Below are 20,985 nucleotides of genomic sequence, written 5' to 3'. Positions count from 1 at the left end.
GCGTCAGCCCCGCGCGCCCTGACCGCGGGCATAGACATCTTCGTAGCGCACAATGTCATCTTCACCCAAATAGCTGCCGGTCTGCACCTCGATCATGGTGACAGGCACTTTCCCGGGATTTTCCAGCCGGTGTTTTTCACCAAGAGGCACATAGACTGATTGGTTTTCCGCCACGAGCTTCACATTTTCACCGATGGTGACCTGTGCCGTTCCTTCAACAACGATCCAGTGTTCGGCACGGTGGACATGGCTTTGCAGCGACAACCGCCCGCCGGGTTTCACTACGATGCGCTTCACCTGAAACCGGTCGGCCAGTGCAAGTGTCTCGAAATAGCCCCAGGGTCGGTGATCGCGGGCAAATTCCTCGGCTTGCGACACACCCTTGGTCTTCAGTTCTTTGACGACGCGGCCAACATCCTGCGCGCGATCCTTGTCCGCCACCAGAACGGCATCCGGCATCGCCACAACCATGATGTTTTCCAACCCGATGCCGACTAGTTCAAGCCCGTCACTTTCTGATCGCAACAGCACGTCCTTACAGTCAATTGCCGTTGCGGGGCCACACAAGGCGACACCATTCTCGTCCTGATCGCTTTCGTCCAGCACGGCTTTCCAACTGCCAAGATCAGACCAATGCGATGAATAAGGTACGACAGAGAGGTTCCCGGCCTTTTCCATCACAGCATAGTCCACCGAGAGATCTTCGCATTTCTCCCACGGTTCCGCGGCAAGGCGCAGAAACCCAAGATCAGCTTCGGCATCTTCAATTGCTGCTTTCACCAACGCGAGCATGTCAGGCGCATGAGCTTCATAGGCTGCCATAATGACCTTGGCGGAAAACAGGAATATCCCTGCGTTCCAAAGAAACGTTCCGCTTTTGACCATGTCTTCGGCGGTCGCAAGATCGGGCTTTTCCACAAAACGACGCAGGTCGATAGGATCACCGGATCCGTCCGGTTTGTTTTCAAGCTCCAGATAGCCATAACCCGTCTCGGGATAGCCCGGCGTGATGCCAAAGGTCACGATCTGACCGGCCTCTGCCGCAACACGCCCGGCCTCAACTGCTGCGCCGAACGCTTTGGCATCTGCAATGACGTGATCCGAGGGGACCACCAAAACAAGCGCATCGTCATCATCCTGCATCGCATAGAGCGCCGCGGCCAGCACCGCAGGTGCCGTGTTGCGTGGTGCAGGTTCAATCAGCACCGCACCGGGATCAATGCCTACCGACATCAACTGTTCCGTAACAATGAATCGAAAATCAGAATTGGTCAGCACCAATGGCGCGTCCATTCCAGCGTCTTTCAAACGGCGTGTACAAGCCTGAAAGAGGCTTTCACCTCCTACGATATCAGAAAACTGTTTTGGAAAGCTTTTACGCGACAGCGGCCAGAGACGTGTGCCCGTCCCGCCGCAAAGAACTGCGGGTTTAATGCGACCCATGGACACCATAATCCTTCTACGTCTAACAATGCGCCCGGTATATCACGCTCCGATTCCGTGACAACCACCACAGATTTTGACTATAAATTGCGTCATGACTATGAAGATTTACGCCTTACTTCAGGCAGTTTGTGGGCGTATTGCACCATTTAAGAGGTTTGAATGTTAACAGTTACCGAAACCGCCTTAGCGGGCGTATTACTGCTAGAGCCGCGCCGGTTTGGTGATCACCGCGGGTTTTTTTGCGAAAGCTGGAATAAGTCGCGCATGGCCGAGCACGGAATTGATACCGAGTTTGTTCAGGACAACCACTCGCTTTCGAAAGAGGCAGGAACCGTACGTGGCCTGCATTTTCAGTCGCCCCCTCACGCACAGGCCAAGCTGGTGCGCTGCGGACGCGGTGCTCTTTTTGACGTGGCCGTGGATATTCGCAAGGGAAGCCCGACATACGGTAAATGGGTGGGCTACGAGCTGAGCTTCGAAAACGGCAAACAGCTTCTTATCCCAGAAGGTTTCCTGCATGGGTTTGCTGCTCTGACGCCCGAAACCGAAATCATTTACAAGTGCTCGGACTATTATGCGTCTGAATGTGATGGCGCCGTGCGGTTTGACGACCCTGATATCGGAATCGACTGGGGACTTGATAGAGATCCTATTCTATCCGAAAAAGATGCCGCAGCTCCGCTTTTGCGCGATTTTGAAACGCCCTTTTCTTACGTGGACTAAAGATCATGAAAATCCTTGTCACTGGCGGTGCCGGTTTTATCGGATCAGCGGTTGTGCGTCTTGCCGTCGCGCGTGGGCATGAAGTGGTCAACCTTGATGCACTGACCTACGCGGCCTGTCTCGACAATGTGGCCGATGCCGCTCAAAGCAACCTCTACAGCTTTGAACATGCCGATATCCGTGACCGCCCCACGCTCGACCGCATCTTTTCGGCCCATCAACCAGATGCCGTGATGCACTTGGCCGCCGAAAGTCACGTGGACCGTTCCATTGACGGTCCAGGTGATTTCATCGAAACCAACATCACCGGCACCTACAACATGCTGGAGGCGGCGCGAGTATATTGGGTGCAAGCGGGAAAACCGGATACCTTCCGGTTTCATCATATTTCGACAGACGAAGTTTTTGGTTCATTGCCAAATGACCCAACCGTGCAGTTCACGGAATCCACACCCTATGACCCGCGCAGCCCTTATTCTGCGTCCAAGGCCGCATCCGATCATCTGGTCCGTGCCTGGCAGGAAACCTATGGTCTACCTGTTGTTCTGACCAACTGCTCAAACAATTACGGCCCTTACCACTTCCCGGAAAAGCTGATCCCTGTCACGATCCTTAATGCACTTGGCGGTAAGCCGCTTCCGATCTATGGCGATGGCTCGAACATCCGGGACTGGCTCTATGTTGAAGACCACGCTGATGCGCTTTTGCTGGTGCTGGAGAAAGGCGCCCTTGGTCGATCCTACAACATCGGCGGAGAGAACGAGCGCACCAATCTGGAATTGGTGAAAACGCTCTGCAGTATCCTTGATGACTTGCGCCCGCGCAGCGATGGCAAACTCTACGCAGACCAGATTGAATTCGTGACCGACCGGCCGGGGCACGATGCACGCTATGCCATCGACCCTAGCCGCATCCGTGACGAACTGGGTTGGCGGCCTTCCGTGACAGTCGAGGAAGGTCTTAGAAAAACCGTAAAATGGTATCTCGACAACGAAGCCTGGTGGCAGGCTCTACTCGATCGTGATGGCGTTGGAAAACGACTCGGCACCGGCTGAATTAATAAGGACCAAACAGAAATGACCCTTCTCGTTTTCGGCAAAACCGGACAGGTCTCAACCGAACTGGGGCAGTTGTTGGAAGCCGTCTGCCTTGGCAGAGCAGAGGCCGATCTGAGTGACCCCGCAGCCTGCGCTGAGGCCATCAAAGCGGCCAACCCAAGCGTTGTAATCAACGCCGCCGCCTACACCGCGGTGGACCGCGCCGAAGAGGAAGAAGACCTCGCCACGATTATCAATGGCGACACCCCTGGTAAAATGGCCACGGCCTGCGCCGAATTGGGTGTTCCTTTCGTGCATATCTCGACCGACTACGTATTCGATGGTCAAGGCAAGGCACCTTTTGCGCCAGATGCCGAAACCAATCCATTGGGCGCTTATGGGCGCAGCAAACTCAAAGGTGAGGCGCTTGTCCGCGCAAGCGGAGCAACCCACGCCATCTTGCGCACGTCCTGGGTCTTCTCAGCGCACGGCAACAATTTCGTCAAAACCATGCTGCGTGTCTCCGAGACGCGGAATGAGCTGAAGGTCGTTGATGACCAGATCGGCGGACCGACCTCTGCAAGGTCGATTGCAAGGGCCTGTTTGAGCCTCGCAGATCAGCTTGGCAAAGCGCCTGGCAAATCTGGGACCTACCATTTCTCCGGTGCGCCCGACATAAGCTGGCATGGCTTCGCCACCGAGATTTTTGCGCAGGCCGGCAAGCCAATGACCATCCATGCCATTCCCACGTCTCAGTACCCCACGCCTGCGGTACGCCCTGGAAACTCACGGATGGACTGCAGCAGCACGCAACAGCAATTCGGAATCGCTCAGCCCGAATGGCAAGCCGATCTTGCCGCGGTGCTGGAAGAATTGAACGCTTTAGGCTAAGCAACCGCCGGGGGCGGTAAAGGAACAGGCAATGACATCTCGCAAGGGCATTATCCTCGCTGGCGGATCCGGAACCCGGCTCTATCCGATAACTATCGGTGTCTCAAAACAGATCTTACCAATCTATGACAAGCCGATGATCTACTATCCGCTGAGTGTTCTTATGCTGGCTGGCATCCGGGACATCGCGGTGATTACAACGCCGCAGGACCAAGACCAGTTCAAACGCACACTGGATGACGGAAGCCAGTGGGGTCTGAACTTGACCTATATCGAACAACCCTCCCCGGATGGGTTGGCACAGGCCTATTTGCTGGCTGATGAATTCCTCGGCGGCAATCCGTCAGCAATGGTTCTGGGGGACAATATCTTTTTTGGGCACGGGTTGACCAAGCTCTTGCAGGAGGCTGACGGCGTGACGGAAGGCGGCACGGTCTTTGGCTACAACGTGGCCGATCCAGAGCGCTACGGCGTTGTCGGTTTTGATGCCGAAGGTCAAGTGACCCAGATCATCGAAAAACCCGCCAACCCGCCGTCGAACTATGCGGTAACCGGGCTCTACTTCCTTGATGGCTCGGCACCGGACCGCGCCCGACAGGTTAAACCATCAGACCGCGGAGAGCTGGAAATCACCACACTCCTAGAAAGCTATTTGCAAGATGGTTTGCTGGACGTGAAGCGTATGGGGCGCGGCTATGCCTGGCTTGACACCGGAACGCATGGGTCATTGCTCGATGCGGGAAACTTCGTGCGTACACTAGAAGAACGTCAGGGTCTGCAAACCGGCTCGCCAGATGAAATTGCGTTTGAACAAGGCTGGATCAGCGATGCTGAGTTGCGTGACCGAGCCAAGAAATTCCAAAAGAACGACTATGGTCAGTACCTACTTGGGCGCTTGGGCGAAAGCTGATCCTGCCCAAATGGTCTCGCGACAGTTCTGAATTACAGAGTGTCGAGAACCAGTTTAGTACCAGCGTCCAATCGCGAGAACACCCAAGTCAACGCTTTCACCACTTCCAAAACTGGCACTTGCCAGCGCGTTGACGTTCAAAGTCACGGAGGTCGCGCCAAGACCTGAGATGGTCATGCCGGTCAGTCCCGCAACTGTTACAGACGGCGCGGACGCCGCAAGGCTGTCGCTGTTGAGGGTGCCTTGCACCTGCGGCGTGCTGCCACTGACGAAGCCAGCTGGAAACGTCCAAACCGCCGAACACAGCCCCGCGCTGATATAGCTCAGAGAGGCGTTGAACTGGCAAATCTGTGTTCCATCAGCGAAGCGGATGTAGTCACCATTGACCGTACTTGCCCGTTCGATCACGGCCCCGGTGGGCACACCTGCGGACTCCGACACAGCACCCAGAACATTGCCCGGACCATAACCGAAATCAGCACGCATCAGTCGTCCGGCGGAGGTGTCGGTAGCGCTGGTTTGAACTGCGTCGCCTGTGGCCAAACCGGTGCCGGGATCAAAGCTCAACGCGGTGTGCCACGCGGCCCCATCTGCACTGACTTTGATTGCAAAGGCGTCATCACCTGCGGTTCCCATTTCGGCACGTCCGGACCAACCGGTTTGAAACAGAAGGCTGGCTGTGTCTGCTGCGGCGGATTTGTTAATCTTGAGTTGATGTCCAGCACCATCGTGGCTCAGAAGACTGGCCTCTGAGGAAACGGCCAAACGGTTTGTGCTGTCCGAATTCGTGCCGATGCCTACTCCGTTTAGATTTTGAAACGACGCGGTCTCACCCGTCCAAGCCGAGCCATCCCAGAAGACAGTTTGCAAGTCGCTCAAAACGTACACACGCCAGCCGGGCCGCGCCGCTAGGAACTGCCAGGCCGTGCCGTCGAAGTAGGCCAGCGCATGATCCTGCCCGGACCACACACCTGTCGCAGCACTTGGTACGATATGGCATTCCCCCGCATCCGGGTCTGATGGTGGCGATATGCTGTCACGTGTCAGAACCACGGCTTGCACTAAGGCATCAAGCCGCATTAGCGCTTCGTTATGAGTGACATGTTTCTGAGCCTGCGACGGTTGGATCAGCGGAAGGGACAATACCGGGGTTTCTTCGGACATAGCGCACCTGTGAGGACAAGATGGCCTCAGGCTGCTGTCGAAGGTTAAAAAAGATGTAAGCGAGGCGCGCGTTGCCTGTATTATTGCATTTTTTAAAATGAAAATAAGTGGTTAGATAATTCGTTCATGTCGGAATAGTTCAGCAAGGTCAGACTGTCTCCGTCACCAAAATCCAGAACAACCGCGCCGTTTTCCACGGCAGCGTAGTTTGTGACGATTTCTACAGCAGTCAGGCCAACGATTTCTGGGACATAGGCACGTTCAATGGCGATGCGGTCGGCGTGGGATAAACTGAAGTCTTCGACGATGTCGGCCCCGCCGTTAAAGACGAACGTGTCGTTGTGTGTTCCACCACGCATCACATCATCCCCTGCCCCGCCGTCCAATCGGTCCGAGTGCGCGCCTCCATTGAGATAATCCGCCCCGGCCCGACCATAGAGCCTGTCGGCCCCCTCACGGCCAAAGAGCCGGTTCTCCCCAGTGTCACCAAGTAGATCATCGTCATATGTCGAGCCGGCAATGTCTTCGATGTCGACGAATGTGTCACCTGCGGCTTCGCCGGTATTCGTTGACGGATTCAACAGATCAACAGTCACAGCTGTCAGGCTTTCAGAATACTGAGCGCGATCTCGATCCGGACCCCCATCCAATAAATCACCATCCACCCCTCCAAAGAGAACGTCATCGCCAATACCGCCCATCAGCGTGTCCTCCCCGCGCCGACCGTAGAGATAGTCTACATTGCGCATCCCCAGCAGCAGGTTGTCGTCCAATGTGCCGCGCAGGTTGTCCTGACCCTGACTTCCGATCACATTTTCAATGCTAACAAAACTGTCCCCGGCGGCGACGTTTGTGTTGACAGTCGCAAACATCAAATCAACGCGAAGCGACCCCAAAGATCCAGTATAGTCTGCGGTATCAACCCCATCGCCACCGTCCAGAACATCCGCACCGGCACCACCATTCAGCGTGTCATTGCCCCCGCCACCAGAGAGGATATCCGCCCCGCCAAGACCAGAGAGCACATCTCCCGCCAAATTGCCGTTGAAGACATCATCGGTTTGCGTGCCTTCCCATATCTCGGACTCGACCCAAAGCCCGACATCCACGTGCCCCAAACCAATCAAATCAGTGTCACTGAGCATACCTTCAGTGATTGTTGTGAAATCCGACGAGAAGATATCCAGACGTTCATCCCCAAATGAAATACGGATACCATTACTAAGTTCCTGGAAATGCAAGGAAGACTTGGAATAAATTCGACCCCAGCTGCTGAGGTCGATCCGATCTTGGCCCACCTCAAAACCGTTGATGCGGTCTTGTGTACCGTCTGCTGTCAGGATGAAAAGGTCCTCGCCGCTCCCACCCGTCAGCGTGTCAAATCCTGCGCCATCGAATAGAATATCGCGACCCGCATTGCCGTTGAGGTGATCCGCATTGTCCGACCCCATAAGAACATCGTTCTGCGACGTTCCGGTCACCGTCCCGCCACCAGATGCGGCCGTCAGAACGGCTCCTGGGTTTATGTCGACGCTCCAGCCATCCACAGCACTTGCCGCTTCTGACGTTGTGTAAAGGTGCAGAGTTGCACCGTCATAAAACACCGCCAGCGAGGTCAGATCGTTGATGGGTGCTTCTTGTGTGCCTTCCAGACTTTCCAGATGGACCAGACGCCCTCCGGGCAAGAGTGTGAACAGGCTCAAACCATCGTCCAATCCACTAGCAATCACAAAGACCTGCGATCCGGCGGTGACGACCTTGATTTCGCTGACACCTGAAAACCGACTGTTGAGATCATCGATAACCTGGTCGCGTGCTTCAATCATACCCGTCGCAGAAATGGCCATTACCGATAGCGTGCTGCTCCCGGAGGCCGCAACGATGACAAAGGTCTCTCCACCGAATTGCACGACTTCAATGGCCGAAGGCGAGGCCACGCCAAACCCATTTTGCGCCCCGATCGTATCGCGAAGCACCAGACCGTTCAGCGAGTCTTGGGCGTAGCTGTTGATCGTGCTTTCGGAACTCGAAACAGACAGGATGTACTGATTGCTTCCGATCTGGACCTGTGCCAACAACAGGTCATCGGTTCCGGTGGGGCTTTGGGCCGTAGGTATGCTCTGCCATAGCGCGACACCCGCGCCTGTGCGTTGCCAAATGTCGATTTCACCGCGTTCCCGACTGGTGGTGTAGATCAGATCCTGAGGCCCCGATGTGTCATGAATCAAAGACAGGATCGCTCCCTGGCCCGCGCCGCCGCTCAACACTGGATTAAGCGCACCGCCTGGGTCAACGATATAGGCCGTGAAGCCAAGGTCATTAAGGCCAAAGGACCATAGCACATCCTGCCCATCCAGCGTGCCGTTCTGAAGGGTCAATGGAGTAGACAGACCTGATGCACCAGCAAGAGATGTGGTTGTTCCTTGTGTTACCGTGCCCGTGACCTGCCAATTCAGAACCTCGTCTGCGTCAGCCGTGGTCGCGCCCAGCCAAATCTGACCCTCGTGCCAGAACAACTCGGCATCAGAAAACCCTGCTGCGGCCTGACCGGATGACGGCAACACACGCCGTTCGTAATTGAAGTACAAAACCTTACCCTCGCCCAAACCACTCACGTAGACAGAATGCTTCAAAAGCTGTGCATTTCGACGCTCAGATCGCGGCGGATTCTTGGCGAATAGAATAAATTTTAATGTCGCTGTGGCAGGGTGTGCACGAGAATTTCTTTAGAAGATTCCGTCTTTGAGGCCGCGTTTTGAAAGAGTTAACTCCGCATATTGCGATTGCGCTGTGCACATATAATGGTGCTGCATTTCTGCACGAGCAGCTTCAATCCTTTGTAAATCAAACACATGGAAACTGGTCTCTTTGGGTCAGCGATGATGGCTCGACCGATGGCACATGGGACATTTTGCTGGCGTTTCAACGAGACTACGGTAATGCGCATGACATTCGTTTGCTCCGCGGCCCGGGCGAAGGGTCTTGCCGCAATTTTCTGTCGCTACTGTGCCACCCGGACTTTCCGCACGGCTATGTTGCATTGGCTGATCAGGATGATGTCTGGCTGAAGGGCAAACTGGCCCGCGCAGTGCAGATGATGCGCAAAACCCCTCATGGGTATGTCCTTTATGGTGCGCAAAGTTTTCATGTCGCGCAGAACTTGCAGATTTTGGGCCGCTCAAAGCAGCCGCAGCACCCTCCCTCTTTCGCCAACGCGATGGTGCAAAATGTGGTTAGCGGCCACAGCATGGTTTTGTCACCAGAGGCGCTGCAGCTGGTCAGGCGGATTGGCTGCGATCATGAGATTCCGTTCCACGACTGGTGGATCTATCAGCTGGTCAGCGGCGTCGGTGGAGAGGTGGTTTTAGACACCAGACCTGTTCTGCTTTACCGGCAGCATGACACCAACGTCATGGGCGCGCGTCGGGGCATGGCTGCATTGACGGCACGCATTAATGCCTTGCGTGCGCAGACATATAAACACTGGATCGCGGCCAACCTGGATACTCTGTGGCGCCATCGCGGGATTCTGAATCCTGAAGCACGGGCCAAAATCGAAGCGTTTCAAAATACACGAGTCTCTCGAGGCGCAGAGCGCGCGGCATTCCTGCGCGCCTTGGGTTTAAAACGACAGGCCCCGCTCGGGACGGTGGGGCTTTACCTGGCTGGTGCGCTGGGTTGGGTTTGAACACCTTAAAGCGTTTCGCCTTTAACCTGAAACATCAGCGAAAGGCGAAATGTGTGCGTAGATTGAGCATCGCAGCGTTTTGCGATCATCTGTGATCCAGGTTTATCTCGAAACGCTTCAGGCCAAAACGAGACTGGCCATGTTCGATTGGTGATGCGCAATCGCCTCTTCCAGATCATCGTAGTAATAGAGCTTACCCTTCTCCAGAACAGCGCCCGCGTCGCAGAGCGCACGCAACTGACCTATGCCATGCGAGACCATGATCGCGCCGGCTGTTTTCATTCGTTCGGCAAAGACGGCGGCACTTTTCTCGCGAAAAGCTGCGTCCCCAACCGACGTGACTTCGTCGACCAGATACGTCTCAAAGGGCACACCCATAGACACTCCAAAGGCAAGGCGCGATTTCATCCCGGCCGAATAAGTGCGGAACGGCTGGTGAAAATGGGCACCCAATTCGGCAAAATCCTCGACAAATTCAATCAAGTCATCGGTGTCCACACCATAGATGCGCGCCACAAAGCGCGCGTTCTGCGCCCCTGTCAGGTCTCCGTGAAAAGAGCCGGCAAAACCAACCGGCCAAGAGACAGGGCCGTGGGAAATGACACGTCCTTCTGTTGGGTCCATGGTACCGGAAATGATCTTCAGCAACGATGTTTTCCCAGCCCCGTTTCGCCCCAGCAAAGCCACAGACCGGCGGGAGGGAAAGACAGCATTGATCTGATCCGCAATACATTTCTGACCGCCGCGAAAATGAAACACCTTGCTCAGGTTTTCCAAAATGATCATGCCACTCTCACCTGCGGTCGTGCAGAGACATGCCCACCAAGACTGTGATGGACCAGGTCAGCACCAGGAAAAGCGACGTCAGCACCAGCAACAGAACCCGGCGCGGATGGAGCGCCTGTTCGGCCAGGGTCGGCTCAATATGCGCGGCCAGATATCTGCTTTTGCGTCCTGCTTCGGCTTGGGCGGCGTCAAATGCGCTGAGCGCGGAAATATAAGTTTGCTCGGCGAACTCCCGGTCCACCACGAGCCGTTCGTATTCACCAAAAACCGTGGCGAGAACTTCTGAGTCGCTATGCGCACCCCCAGACATCCCCAGTTTGGATTTCTCACCGGTTATGCGCCCTTGGATGACATCGACCTTGCGGCGGGCCTGTTCGATACGCGGATCGTTTTCCCGTGTGGTTTCCGACAACATATCCAAGGAAATCAGGGCCTCGGCCAGTTGGGATTGCAAGTTGCCCAAGAGCCCGGCCTGCGTTTCTACATCCACGTTTGGATCGACAATCTGATACTCGTTGCGAAATCGCGTCACGGCCTCACGCGCAGCTTTCAGTCGTTCAACCGAAGTCGCCAGCTCATCCCGGGCATAGCGCACGGAATCTTCGCGCGCGACGACGCTCAGCCGGTTGATCATCTCGGAGCTTTCGTCAAAAACGGCCGCTGCAATCGCTTGCGCGTCGAGAGGCGCGAAGGCGTGAACCCTGATTTCCAGAAGCTTCGAAGACGTGTCATAAGAAACACGCACCATACGCCTCCAATGATCTACCAAATCCTCAATCGTCCCGTCCGGATCAAAGGCAAAGGCAGGGTCATATTCAGGTTTTGACCAAATCGCTCGGAGATCAAGATTGGCATCCACCGAACTGACAATTTTCTGACTGCTCAGGAACTCAAATAGAATATCCGTATCAGAAGAGCTTGACCCAGACAGATCGGTGATGCCCCCGAACAGCTCAACCGCGGAACTCACTTCTTCTCGGCGTACTGAGAACCCTACTGTCGATGTAAACTGATCCTCCGCAACCTCCCACAGGTAATAGGCCACTGTGGCGATGGGCAAGATCACAAACACCGCAAAACTGAACAAAACAACTCGATGACGCCGCTTCGGTCGGGCCTTGGCAGCGACGGGCGGAACGACAGCCATCACTGTCTGCCGTTGCGGTTGCACGGGGACAATCGGCTTTGGATCTGTATTCGCGAGTGTCACAACACTTCCTCAAGACATTCCGAGGATAGTGCTAGGCGCGAAACCTAAACCAATCATTGAATTTGTAAAAAATTGTACTGCATGAGTGACACCACGATACCATCCCGCGCCGCGAGTCCCAGCCTTCGGCGTTTGGCATCAGCGCGTTCTATTTCTGCCCTGATGTTGCGAGAAATGGCGACAAGCTATGGGCGTTCTCCGGGCGGGTATCTTTGGGCGGTGCTAGAGCCAGTGGCCGGAATTGCGCTTTTGACGCTAATCTTCTCAACTGGGTTTCAATCGCCTTCATTGGGGGTCAATTTCCCAATTTTTTATGCGACCGGTCTTGTGCCCTTCCTTCTCTTTACGGATGTGTCAGGCAAGGTCGCTTTGTCGCTGCTATATTCCAAACCGCTTCTGGCCTATCCAGCGATCACGTTTGTTGACGCGCTTGCCGCACGGTTTTTGGTTAACCTTTTCACTCAGTTTTTCGTTGCACATGCCGTGCTGATCGGGATCATGGTTTTGTTCGACACACATTTGACACCAGATGTCGCAATCGTTGCGGAGGCCATGGCGTATGCGGCACTCCTGGCGCTCGGTGTCGGTGTGTTCAACGCCTTCGCCTTCTGCCGTTTTCCTGTCTGGCAACGGGCATGGTCAATATTAACCCGCCCTTTGTTCATCATCTCCGGTATCTTTTTCACATTTGAAACAATACCACGCCCTTATGGTGAAGCGCTTTGGTTCAACCCTTTGATCCACGTGGTGGGTCTGATGCGGCAGGGATTTTATGCAGGTTATGAGGCCGAGTATGTCTCACGGATCTATCTTACGCTGTTGCCACTTGGCTTGATGACGCTCGGGCTGGTCTTCCTACGGCGCGATCACCGGGATATCCTCAACAACAGTTGAGGCTTTGTGTCGAAACACGTGTTCCAAGAGCATCTGATCAAGGGCTGCAAATGCCTCTAGCCTTGCAATGCTCTGGTCCTTTTCAAAAAGCGCGCAGAGCTTGGGCCAGCGCGCCTCATTCTTGTGGTGTCCTCCGGTGTTAAAATAATTTCCTGCGACACGGATCGATACACCATAGCGTGACGCGACATCCATTTCGAGCTGCGCAAGGTTGTCGATCGAGTACACGGCCGACAAGGAGTCTAACCCCTGAAGGGCTTTCGTCACGCGATCCTCCTGCGACAAGGCTTGCAATGCCGACCAGCCATTCATCTTACGCGTTGCAAAATACGAGCAATAGAAATTGTCGTACATGCTGCGTACAAAGTGATGCCAGTCTTCTGTGCCCCCAAAGAAATAGTCATCGGCACTCAGGTTGAGCGCCATGCGTTTACCGACGTTCTGCGGGTCTTCCAACTCGTCCTGCTTGGCCTCTTTGGCCAATTTGCACATGTAGAGATAAAAAGAGGCGATACGTTCCCTGGGATCACGCAGGATAGTAAAAACAAACCTGTCGCTTGGCAGGCGTGGCAACTCGATCCAGTCAATATGCCCCGAGTAAAGACGATAGCCGTCGGGCATCTGCCGCCCGTCAATGGCTTGCGCGGTGACGCGCACCGGGGAGGTGAATTCAGCGCCGCCCACCACACGCACAAGTTCGTTGTGCACGGTCTGCCCAGCGGTCTTGGGAACGTGCAGAAAAACAATTGGGATCATGACATATCTTGGCTCAGGTCGATGCGACTGGGCACAAAGGGTGCCGCGTCGCCAAGGTCTTGGACTCCCCGCAAGAACCCGGGCACGTCGGCCATATCAAGATGGGACAGTTGCCAAGGTGCAAATTGCCACCAGCGGCTCTGCTGAAGAGCGGCAATTTGGTCTGTCGAGACTCTGGTTTTCTTGGGCACGGCCGGATTTCCGGCAACGAGAGTGTAGGGCGGCACATCCTTGGCAACGCTCGCTCCGGCGGCGACAATCGCCCCGTTGCCGATTTTCACGCCCGCCGCGATCATGGCACCGTGACCGATCCAAACATCGTGCCCGATGACCGTCTTGCGTATTTTTGTGGGGGGCTGTGTGTTTCGAAAGGCATAGCTCTGATAGGCTTCGGCCCCGGCAAAACCGTCGCCAACCTGAAACAGCCGGTCTTTGAGATAAAAAGCCGGGCTCGTCGACGCCCAGGTCAGAGGGTGGTTTTGTCGACCGATCTGAACGTTTTCCCCAAACGAGCAGTAGCGCCCGATCTCAGCTGCCGCGCAGTACCCAGACACTTGATATGAAAACGCACCAAGCGACAGGGACAGTTCGTATTGCGTCCATTTCAAACTGGCGGGTGCTTCGATGCATGTTTGCCTGGGCAGATGTATCACCCGTCCCGACGGGCGCGGCAAAACCTCAACACCCTTTGAGGCCAGCTCACTTATGCGGACTGCGACTGTGGACATGTGTAACTCTGATGGGCCGACAAGATGGTTGAAAGAACGCGCTCTGGGTTCTTCGTGCTGTGGTCCAGTGGCAGACATCCGCCCTGACCAGATTTGACCGACGCGCGTTTGATTGCGTCCGCCTGCGCCCCAAGATCAAAACCCCAGACAGGCAGGCCGGTCGCCAATGCCTCGTGCGTTGTGTAGGAAAACGTTTCCGGCCAGATCGAGGGAATAAGCCAACAGCTGACACCGTAGCGTTGGGCCAACGCGGGCACATCGCGCACGTCGTAGGGGCCATGAATACGCGCGCTGTCGGCAAGAGGATAGGCGGGATCCATGTACCCGATCACGACAAGTTGCGCGTCCCCGCTTTGCTCCAGCGCAAGGCTTATCTGTTGCAGAACCTTCGCGCCTTTTTGAAACCCAATGGCCCCCAGCACACCAATAACAGGCTTGCCCTCTGCACTGTTGCCGGGGGTCAAACGCCGCTGTTTCAAGGCAACCGCATGAGGTGCGACCTTGATTTTGGGGCTGGCATCGGGGAACGCCTCTGAAACGATCTTGCGGCTGCTATCAGAGAATACCGTCACGCTGTCTGCACGCAGCATAGCCATGGCCCAAGCACGGCGCCATTCCACCAAAGACACAATCCGACCATCGGGGCAGTGATAGACATGTGCCTTGTCCCACGTGTCATGCGGTGTCCTGATTGGTGCATACCGCCCATCGCTATCGAGCAATGTGTAGGAGGGGCTGAGCGGCAGGTAGTCGTGAAAGAGGATCTCCAATTCTGACCCGGACCCGGCAGCCAGATCGACAAGAAGGCCGGGCAGTTCAAACAGATTTTCAGCCCCGACGCCGCAAGAGTAGATCAGCCTGCGCCGCGGCAGCAGCCCTACGAGCCTGCGCAAAAACTGAGGCGAGGTTGTCACACCACGCGTCACACCATGCTTTGTGTGCAACTCTACTGGCCATTCGCCCTTGGCCGCGGCCCGTATCACAACGGCAACGCCGCCTTTGTCCAGATCCTCTGCCACGCGGCGTTTGAGATAGAACTCCGCCCCGCCGCCCAAAGTGTGGCCAAGATAAACCGGAATTTTACCGGTCTGCTGTTCGGCCGCCCAGGCCAATGCCAAAGCCAGCCGAGGGGCCACCATTGGATCGTTAGCAATGAAGTCCTGTACTGAATGATCATAGTGCGGATATCGATCCGACACGATCTTGTTGTGCGCGGCCACAAGCTTGGCTTTTTTGCCAGAACCGAACGACGTTCCGCTTCGGTGTTCGACAAACACACCGCCATGACCCAGATGCCGCCATCCCTTCTTGGCAACCTTCTGGCACCAGTCAACTTCTTCACCATAACCGGGGTCAAACGCCCGATCAAAGCTGGGCACAGCACGCAGGGCGTCTTTGTGCATCGCTATGCAAAATCCCACTCCGGTGGGCGCATCGGCCAAGGCTGCATCGGGAACCAACCGAGCTGCGACGGCGTCAATACGGTCGCAAACGCCTTCTTTAAGAGCAATGCCACGGCACATCACCGGCGCATTAAAGATCTCGGCATCGTTGGACATCGGGGTCACGGATGCGACCCTGAGATGTTCGAGCAATGGGCGCACCAAACGGCTGGCCCACGCTTTGGGCACAAACGCATCCGAATTAAGCAAGATCACATGGTGACCAAACCCCAGCGCCATGTCAAAAGCGCGATTGACCGAGCCAATAAATCCAAGGTTTTCTTCGTTCTCAATCAGGTGGATCTGATCTTGGATGTCGGGGTTGCACGCTTTGTGCCACTCTCGCAAGAATGGTCTAACTGCAGCGTCAGTAGAGCAATCCTCTACGACAATAAGTTCAAACGGCAGATCGGTATGACACAAAACACGGGTCAGAACCTCGGGCAATAGATCGAACGCGTTAAAGACCGGCAAAATGATTGTGACCGGTTCTGCACTGATGTCCGTCTGCGTCTTGTCGCCTTCGCTCACGTCAGCTGCAAAGAGGTAGGGTGTCATGTACGCCTTGGGCGTTTCAATTCCCAGGCCAAGCTGATCTTTGATCTCGGCACGATCTTCGGGGTTCCGGCGCAGCCGCCAGCGGAGGTAGGCCGGGATGGATCGCATGCAGGCCATCATGAAAGGCAAAAACAACCGACGTCGCATTAGGGCCAGAGCGCTAGTGTCAAAACTGTCAATTTTCAGGCTGAGTTCTTGTGCACCCGTTGCGCACACAAGGAAACACGAGTGAAGATCAAAGGGTAGATCCAGCCGAAAGCCAGGTGTCGGCACAATAGAGTCCCCATAGGCGTGTCTGACGTCAGGGCGCTGAATATCCGGGGCCTTGGAACTTCTTTCCGTTCCACGCACCAGTGCCACTTGGCTGACGTCGGCCCATCCTTCAACTTCGATGCGGCCTTTGCGCAGAGCGATAAAATCAATATGCCCTACAATTTGGCCGCTCAGATTGACAATCGCCTGGCCCTGTTTTTGCAAAGTACCGTGTTCACAAGAAAATCGTAAGAATGCTTGTCGCAGTGCACGCAGCATAGGATCCCCGGGCAACAGTTCCTGACAGCCGCGCGCGGCCCGCATATGGCGGAGCTCAAAGCTAGAATGACGCAGCAACCAGATCGATAGACCGGACACTAGTCGTAGAAATCCTTCCAAATGATTAAAATTCGAAATGGTTTTATAGGTTAGGCCGTCGCGGATTTCACCGCATTTACGACTTTCTCCAGCACCGACTTCAACAAGGCTTCGTCCGTGCATTCGCCCATCACGCGGATCAACGGCTCAGTACCGGATTTACGGATCAGAAGACGGCCGTTTGAGCCCAGTTGTTTTTCTCCGTCGGCAATTGCCTGTTGCACGGCATCAGTCTCTAACGGGGCTTGACCATCTGCAAACCGCACATTGATCAAGGATTGGGGCACCGGGTTGAATACACGCGCAAGATCACTGGCCGACTGCCCGGTTTCAACCATGCTGGCCAGAAACTGCAATGCGCCGATAAGACCATCGCCTGTGGTAGCATAGTCGGTCATGACAATGTGACCTGACTGTTCTCCACCCAGATTGTGCCCGTCCGCACGCATCGTCTCAACGACATAGCGGTCTCCAACAGAGGTTCGCTTTAACTCGATACCCTGATCTGCGAGGTGCCGTTCCAACCCGAGGTTAGACATCACAGTTGCGACCAGTGCATTGCCTTGCAGCCGGCCTTCGCGTGCCCAGCGCGTCGCGATCAGGCCCATAATCTGATCACCATCCGCGATGCGGCCTTTCTCATCCACCAGAACCAGACGGTCGGCATCTCCGTCCAGGCAAATGCCAAGATGGGCGCCTGTTTCCAATACCTTATTCGCGGCGGCATTTGGATGGGTCGAGCCGCATTCCGAGTTGATGTTGCGCCCGTTTGGGTCGACTCCGATTGCGACCACCTCTGCGCCCAGCTCCCACAATACAGCGGGCGCTGTTCGATAAGCCGCTCCATTCGCGCAATCGACCACAACTTTTAAGCCATCGAGACGCAGGCCAGAGGGGAACGTCGTTTTGGCGTACTCCACATACCGGCCACGCGCATCCTCAAACCGGGTTGCGCGACCGATGTTTTCCGGCGCGGCCAACGTCACCCCATCCCTCATAAGCTTTTCTATTCCCGCTTCCGCCTGATCAGAAAGTTTAAACCCATCAGGACCAAACAGCTTGATACCGTTATCCTCCGCCGGATTGTGGCTGGCAGAGATCATGACCCCGACATCTGCACGTAGACTATGCGTCAGGTAGCCCACCGCCGGGGTCGGCACGGGGCCCAGCAGAAAGACGTTCATGCCAGTGGACGCAAATCCTGCTGTGAGTGCGTATTCGATCATGTAACCCGAAAGGCGAGTGTCCTTACCGATGACCACCCTATGATCCTGCGCATCCCGTCTGAAATAGCGACCCGCTGCCGTTCCAAGCTTTAGCGCGAGTTCCGCAGTCATGGGCCAGCTGTTGGCACGCCCCCGCACACCATCGGTTCCAAACAAGTCTTTGCTCATGTACTCACGTCTCCACTTGCGCAGCACCGCGCAGTTTTGTGTTTCATAACGACCCGACATTGGCCTGTCCAATGCACAGACCAACTGCCAAAAGTCATTTCGATACCTCTGAATGGCCTCATTTTCTGCCGTCTCGTTGACTAAATCACAAACGCGGCTCATAAGAAGGGCCGTTATTTGAGTGCAGGAAAATTTCCATGAAGATCGCAATGATTGGAACGGGTTACGTCGGACTTGTGTCAGGAATCTGCCTATCCGATTTTGGCCATGAAGTTGTTTGTGTCGATAAAGACGCTTCCAAAGTCGAAATGCTTCAGCAAGGTGAGGTGCCGATCTACGAACCTGGTCTTGACCAGCTCATGGAAAAAAATGTCTCGGCCGGACGGCTTTCCTTCACGATCGACCTGCCAGAGGCGCTGGATGGGGCGGACGCGGTCTTTATTGCAGTGGGTACGCCCACGCGGCGCGGCGATGGACATGCGGACCTGAGTTTCGTCATGGCAGCAGCCGAAGAAATTGCCAGAACCGCAAAAAATTACATCGTCATTGTCACCAAATCGACCGTTCCGGTCGGCACCAACCGCCAAGTCAAACAAACGGTGCGTAAGGCTAATCCTGATCTGGAATTCGACGTGGCATCAAACCCTGAATTCCTCCGTGAGGGCGCGGCAATTGAGGATTTCATGAAGCCGGATCGCGTGGTTGTCGGAGTACAAACCGAGCGTGCGGCGGAGGTCATGCAGGAAATCTACCGCCCACTTTATCTCCGGGAGTTTCCAATCATGACAACAGATTTGGAATCCGCCGAGATGATCAAATATGCCGCCAACGCGTTTCTTGCGACCAAAATCACCTTCATCAACGAGATTGCCGCTTTGTGTGAACGCACAGGCGCGGATGTGAAGCAAGTCAGCCGTGGCATGGGATTTGATGGTCGCATCGGCAACAAGTTCCTGCATGCAGGGCCAGGCTATGGTGGAAGTTGTTTTCCGAAAGATACCCGCGCCCTGGCACGCACGGGGCAAGAACACGGGTTGCCCCTGCAGATCACTGAGACGGTGATCGCGGTAAACGAAGAGATTAAACGGCGCATGATCGATAAACTTGTTGATATGTGTGATGGCTCTTTCAATGGCAAAACTGTTGCGGTGCTGGGTGCCACGTTTAAACCCAATACCGACGACATGCGCGAAGCACCCTCTTTGACGATTGTGCCTGCACTGGTCGGTGGCGGCGCCAAAGTTCGCGTGTGCGACCCACAAGGTAAGCGAGAAGGCCAAGAGCGTCTTCCAGGCGTTCAGTGGATTGATGATCCGTATAAATGTGTTGGCAATGCGCATCTTGTCGTGCTGTTGACGGAGTGGAACGAATTCCGCGCCCTCGATCTCAAGCGCATCGCGCGCAAAATGGAAACGCCGCGGCTGGCGGATCTTCGCAACATATATTCCGTCAAGGATGCGAAACGTGCAGGGTTTGACGCATATGAAAGCGTGGGGCGCGTCGGATTTACACGACAACCTGCCGAAGAAACGTCCGCCGAATAGATCATTTCCACTTTGACGTTTTTAAAGTACCAAATTGTGGCCATTGATACGCGACCACTTGGAGGCAGGACGTGAAAACAGCACTCGTCACAGGCGCGGCACGCGGCATCGGACTCGCGACCACCAAGCAGTTTCTGCAAAAAGGCTGGCATGTGGTCATGATTGATCGTGACGAAGAAGCGCTGACATCAGAGGCGGCGCAACTGGATCAGGTCACACCGGTGCTTTGCGATGTTTCGCAAATCAAGCAGGTTAACGACGTGGCACAACGGATCGAGCGGGTCGACGCCCTGATCAACAATGCAGGCGTGGCGGATTTCGGACCCATCGAAGACACCGACTTGTCCCGCTGGCGCGCGGTTATGGACACCAATCTCGATGGTGTGTTCTTGGTCACGCAAGCTTTTGTATCAGCGCTTGCTGCAGCCAAAGGCGCGATCGTGAATATTGCGTCTATTTCCGGGTTACGCGCATCGACACTGCGCGTGGCATACGGAACCTCGAAGGCCGGCGTCATGGCTCTAACCCAGCAGCAAGCCGTGGAGTTGGGCGAGAAAGGCATTCGCGCGAATTGCGTATGCCCCGGACCCGTACGCACCAAGCTTGCCATGGCCGTTCATACGCAGGACATCATCGATGCCTATCATGACGCCATCCCACTGAACCGCTATGGTAGTGAAGATGAGATTGCCAATGTGATCACCTTTCTTTGTTCACCAGAGGCCAGCTTTGTCACCGGCCAGATCATATCTGTGGATGGTGGTTTTGAAGCAACTGGTATAGGCCTACCTGCCCTTCGCAGGTAGACTTCGGCAAAGAAAAAGGTGGCTCCGATCTCTCGCAGCCACCCTATCGGGCGAACCCCAATACTGGTAAAGTCTTACATAAAAATTTCAGAGTTCCGACAGGACTCACAAACAGGCAAAATCGTTAAATACCTGCCTTGAAACAGTGATGGATTTTGTCACCGGCTTTGACACTGGCTGCTCAACCGGCTTCTGGCCGAGCTTTGGTCCATCATTTTCAGATGTGGCAGAAATAGATTTGGTCATCGGTCTTCTCCACTTGTTAACGTGGCAAACCGGACAGTTAGCACCGACCGGCGCCCACACTCTTAATCGTGCTGGGATACTGGCCCTCAAATCGGCTAAAAACATGCCGTCTGATGCTATTGGGACAGGATC

General features: G+C 55.2%; 18 protein-coding genes. 8 read left to right on the top strand and 10 right to left on the bottom strand.

Annotated features, from left to right (window positions below):
- Positions 1-3: 3 nt before the first annotated feature.
- Positions 4-1,443, bottom strand: a complete 1,440-nt coding sequence (locus RZ517_RS02150; RefSeq protein ID WP_338549856.1) for a mannose-1-phosphate guanylyltransferase/mannose-6-phosphate isomerase — start codon at positions 1,441-1,443, stop codon at positions 4-6.
- Positions 1,444-1,605: 162 nt separating this feature from the next.
- On the opposite strand from RZ517_RS02150, the gene rfbC reads away from it, so the two are divergent.
- From rfbC to rfbA, 4 genes are read left to right on the top strand one after another with little or no spacing between them, the layout of a single operon-like run.
- Positions 1,606-2,169 carry a dTDP-4-dehydrorhamnose 3,5-epimerase gene (gene rfbC / locus RZ517_RS02145; RefSeq protein WP_338549855.1) on the top strand — a complete coding sequence of 188 codons (564 nt, stop codon included), beginning with the start codon at positions 1,606-1,608 and terminating at the stop codon, positions 2,167-2,169.
- Positions 2,170-2,174: 5 nt separating this feature from the next.
- Positions 2,175-3,224, top strand: coding sequence for a dTDP-glucose 4,6-dehydratase (gene rfbB, locus RZ517_RS02140; RefSeq protein ID WP_338549854.1), 1,050 nt, complete (start codon positions 2,175-2,177; stop codon positions 3,222-3,224).
- 21 nt (positions 3,225-3,245) lie between these two features.
- Entirely contained in the window at positions 3,246-4,097 is an 852-nt protein-coding gene (gene rfbD, locus RZ517_RS02135; protein ID WP_338549852.1) for a dTDP-4-dehydrorhamnose reductase, read from the top strand.
- Between the two features lie 31 nt (positions 4,098-4,128).
- Positions 4,129-5,007, top strand: a complete 879-nt coding sequence (gene rfbA / locus RZ517_RS02130) for a glucose-1-phosphate thymidylyltransferase RfbA (RefSeq protein ID WP_338549851.1) — start codon at positions 4,129-4,131, stop codon at positions 5,005-5,007.
- Between the two features lie 54 nt (positions 5,008-5,061).
- Here the strand turns inward: rfbA and RZ517_RS02125 are convergent, their stop codons facing one another.
- Positions 5,062-6,171: a DUF2793 domain-containing protein gene (locus RZ517_RS02125; protein ID WP_338549850.1), complete on the bottom strand. Its 1,110-nt coding sequence runs from the start codon at positions 6,169-6,171 to the stop codon at positions 5,062-5,064.
- A 92-nt stretch (positions 6,172-6,263) separates the two neighbouring features.
- Positions 6,264-8,786 (bottom strand): calcium-binding protein, encoded by a 2,523-nt coding sequence (locus RZ517_RS02120; protein ID WP_338549849.1) that lies wholly within the window; start codon positions 8,784-8,786, stop codon positions 6,264-6,266.
- A 140-nt stretch (positions 8,787-8,926) separates the two neighbouring features.
- On the opposite strand from RZ517_RS02120, the gene RZ517_RS02115 reads away from it, so the two are divergent.
- Entirely contained in the window at positions 8,927-9,859 is a 933-nt protein-coding gene (locus RZ517_RS02115) for a glycosyltransferase family 2 protein (RefSeq protein ID WP_338549848.1), read from the top strand.
- Between the two features lie 117 nt (positions 9,860-9,976).
- Here RZ517_RS02115 and RZ517_RS02110 read toward each other — a convergent pair whose 3' ends face one another.
- The gene (locus RZ517_RS02110) at positions 9,977-10,645 is read right to left on the bottom strand and encodes an ABC transporter ATP-binding protein (RefSeq protein ID WP_338549847.1); all 669 of its coding nucleotides are present in this window, start codon (positions 10,643-10,645) and stop codon (positions 9,977-9,979) included.
- 7 nt (positions 10,646-10,652) lie between these two features.
- On the bottom strand, positions 10,653-11,792 hold the full coding sequence (locus tag RZ517_RS02105) for a hypothetical protein (RefSeq protein WP_338549846.1): 1,140 nt from the start codon (positions 11,790-11,792) through the stop codon (positions 10,653-10,655).
- A gap of 144 nt (positions 11,793-11,936) precedes the next feature.
- On the opposite strand from RZ517_RS02105, the gene RZ517_RS02100 reads away from it, so the two are divergent.
- Complete coding sequence (locus RZ517_RS02100) at positions 11,937-12,749, top strand: ABC transporter permease (protein ID WP_338549845.1); 813 nt, start codon at positions 11,937-11,939, stop codon at positions 12,747-12,749.
- Here the strand turns inward: RZ517_RS02100 and RZ517_RS02095 are convergent.
- From RZ517_RS02095 to glmM, 4 genes are all read right to left on the bottom strand, one after another.
- Positions 12,711-13,505 carry a sulfotransferase family 2 domain-containing protein gene (locus RZ517_RS02095; RefSeq protein WP_338549844.1) on the bottom strand — a complete coding sequence of 265 codons (795 nt, stop codon included), beginning with the start codon at positions 13,503-13,505 and terminating at the stop codon, positions 12,711-12,713. The genes RZ517_RS02100 and RZ517_RS02095 overlap by 39 nt on opposite strands.
- Positions 13,502-14,233 carry a CatB-related O-acetyltransferase gene (locus RZ517_RS02090; protein ID WP_338549843.1) on the bottom strand — a complete coding sequence of 244 codons (732 nt, stop codon included), beginning with the start codon at positions 14,231-14,233 and terminating at the stop codon, positions 13,502-13,504. Before RZ517_RS02090 ends, RZ517_RS02095 begins: the two co-directional genes overlap by 4 nt.
- Complete coding sequence (locus tag RZ517_RS02085) at positions 14,209-16,710, bottom strand: glycosyltransferase (RefSeq protein ID WP_338549842.1); 2,502 nt, start codon at positions 16,708-16,710, stop codon at positions 14,209-14,211. Before RZ517_RS02085 ends, RZ517_RS02090 begins: the two co-directional genes overlap by 25 nt.
- A gap of 203 nt (positions 16,711-16,913) precedes the next feature.
- Positions 16,914-18,257 carry a phosphoglucosamine mutase gene (glmM, locus tag RZ517_RS02080; RefSeq protein WP_338549841.1) on the bottom strand — a complete coding sequence of 448 codons (1,344 nt, stop codon included), beginning with the start codon at positions 18,255-18,257 and terminating at the stop codon, positions 16,914-16,916.
- A gap of 197 nt (positions 18,258-18,454) precedes the next feature.
- Between glmM and RZ517_RS02075 the strand changes: the two genes are divergently transcribed.
- Together RZ517_RS02075 and RZ517_RS02070 are read left to right on the top strand one after the other, a co-directional pair.
- Positions 18,455-19,801 carry a UDP-glucose dehydrogenase family protein gene (locus tag RZ517_RS02075; RefSeq protein ID WP_338549840.1) on the top strand — a complete coding sequence of 449 codons (1,347 nt, stop codon included), beginning with the start codon at positions 18,455-18,457 and terminating at the stop codon, positions 19,799-19,801.
- A gap of 71 nt (positions 19,802-19,872) precedes the next feature.
- Positions 19,873-20,607, top strand: coding sequence for an SDR family NAD(P)-dependent oxidoreductase (locus RZ517_RS02070; RefSeq protein ID WP_338549839.1), 735 nt, complete (start codon positions 19,873-19,875; stop codon positions 20,605-20,607).
- 105 nt (positions 20,608-20,712) lie between these two features.
- On the opposite strand, the gene RZ517_RS02065 is transcribed toward RZ517_RS02070, so the two are convergent.
- Entirely contained in the window at positions 20,713-20,853 is a 141-nt protein-coding gene (locus tag RZ517_RS02065; RefSeq protein ID WP_338549838.1) for a hypothetical protein, read from the bottom strand.
- Positions 20,854-20,985 lie beyond the last annotated feature (132 nt).

It is taken from the genome of Roseovarius sp. S88, assembly GCF_037023735.1.
Taxonomy (GTDB): Bacteria; Pseudomonadota; Alphaproteobacteria; order Rhodobacterales; family Rhodobacteraceae; genus Roseovarius; species Roseovarius phycicola.
This window is presented reverse-complemented; position numbering and strand designations above follow the sequence as displayed.

Bases quoted from the DNA above. Each gene is read 5' to 3' on its own strand.
- RZ517_RS02150 (WP_338549856.1), bottom strand. From the start codon at position 1,443: ATGGGTCGCATTAAACCCGCAGTTCTTTGCGGCGGGACGGGCACACGT.
- rfbC (WP_338549855.1), top strand. From the start codon at position 1,606: ATGTTAACAGTTACCGAAACCGCCTTAGCGGGCGTATTACTGCTAGAG.
- rfbB (WP_338549854.1), top strand. From the start codon at position 2,175: ATGAAAATCCTTGTCACTGGCGGTGCCGGTTTTATCGGATCAGCGGTT.
- rfbD (WP_338549852.1), top strand. From the start codon at position 3,246: ATGACCCTTCTCGTTTTCGGCAAAACCGGACAGGTCTCAACCGAACTG.
- rfbA (WP_338549851.1), top strand. From the start codon at position 4,129: ATGACATCTCGCAAGGGCATTATCCTCGCTGGCGGATCCGGAACCCGG.
- RZ517_RS02125 (WP_338549850.1), bottom strand. From the start codon at position 6,171: ATGTCCGAAGAAACCCCGGTATTGTCCCTTCCGCTGATCCAACCGTCG.
- RZ517_RS02110 (WP_338549847.1), bottom strand. From the start codon at position 10,645: ATGATCATTTTGGAAAACCTGAGCAAGGTGTTTCATTTTCGCGGCGGT.
- RZ517_RS02105 (WP_338549846.1), bottom strand. From the start codon at position 11,792: ATGGCTGTCGTTCCGCCCGTCGCTGCCAAGGCCCGACCGAAGCGGCGT.
- RZ517_RS02100 (WP_338549845.1), top strand. From the start codon at position 11,937: ATGAGTGACACCACGATACCATCCCGCGCCGCGAGTCCCAGCCTTCGG.
- RZ517_RS02095 (WP_338549844.1), bottom strand. From the start codon at position 13,505: ATGATCCCAATTGTTTTTCTGCACGTTCCCAAGACCGCTGGGCAGACC.
- RZ517_RS02090 (WP_338549843.1), bottom strand. From the start codon at position 14,233: ATGTCCACAGTCGCAGTCCGCATAAGTGAGCTGGCCTCAAAGGGTGTT.
- glmM (WP_338549841.1), bottom strand. From the start codon at position 18,257: ATGAGCAAAGACTTGTTTGGAACCGATGGTGTGCGGGGGCGTGCCAAC.
- RZ517_RS02075 (WP_338549840.1), top strand. From the start codon at position 18,455: ATGAAGATCGCAATGATTGGAACGGGTTACGTCGGACTTGTGTCAGGA.
- RZ517_RS02065 (WP_338549838.1), bottom strand. From the start codon at position 20,853: ATGACCAAATCTATTTCTGCCACATCTGAAAATGATGGACCAAAGCTC.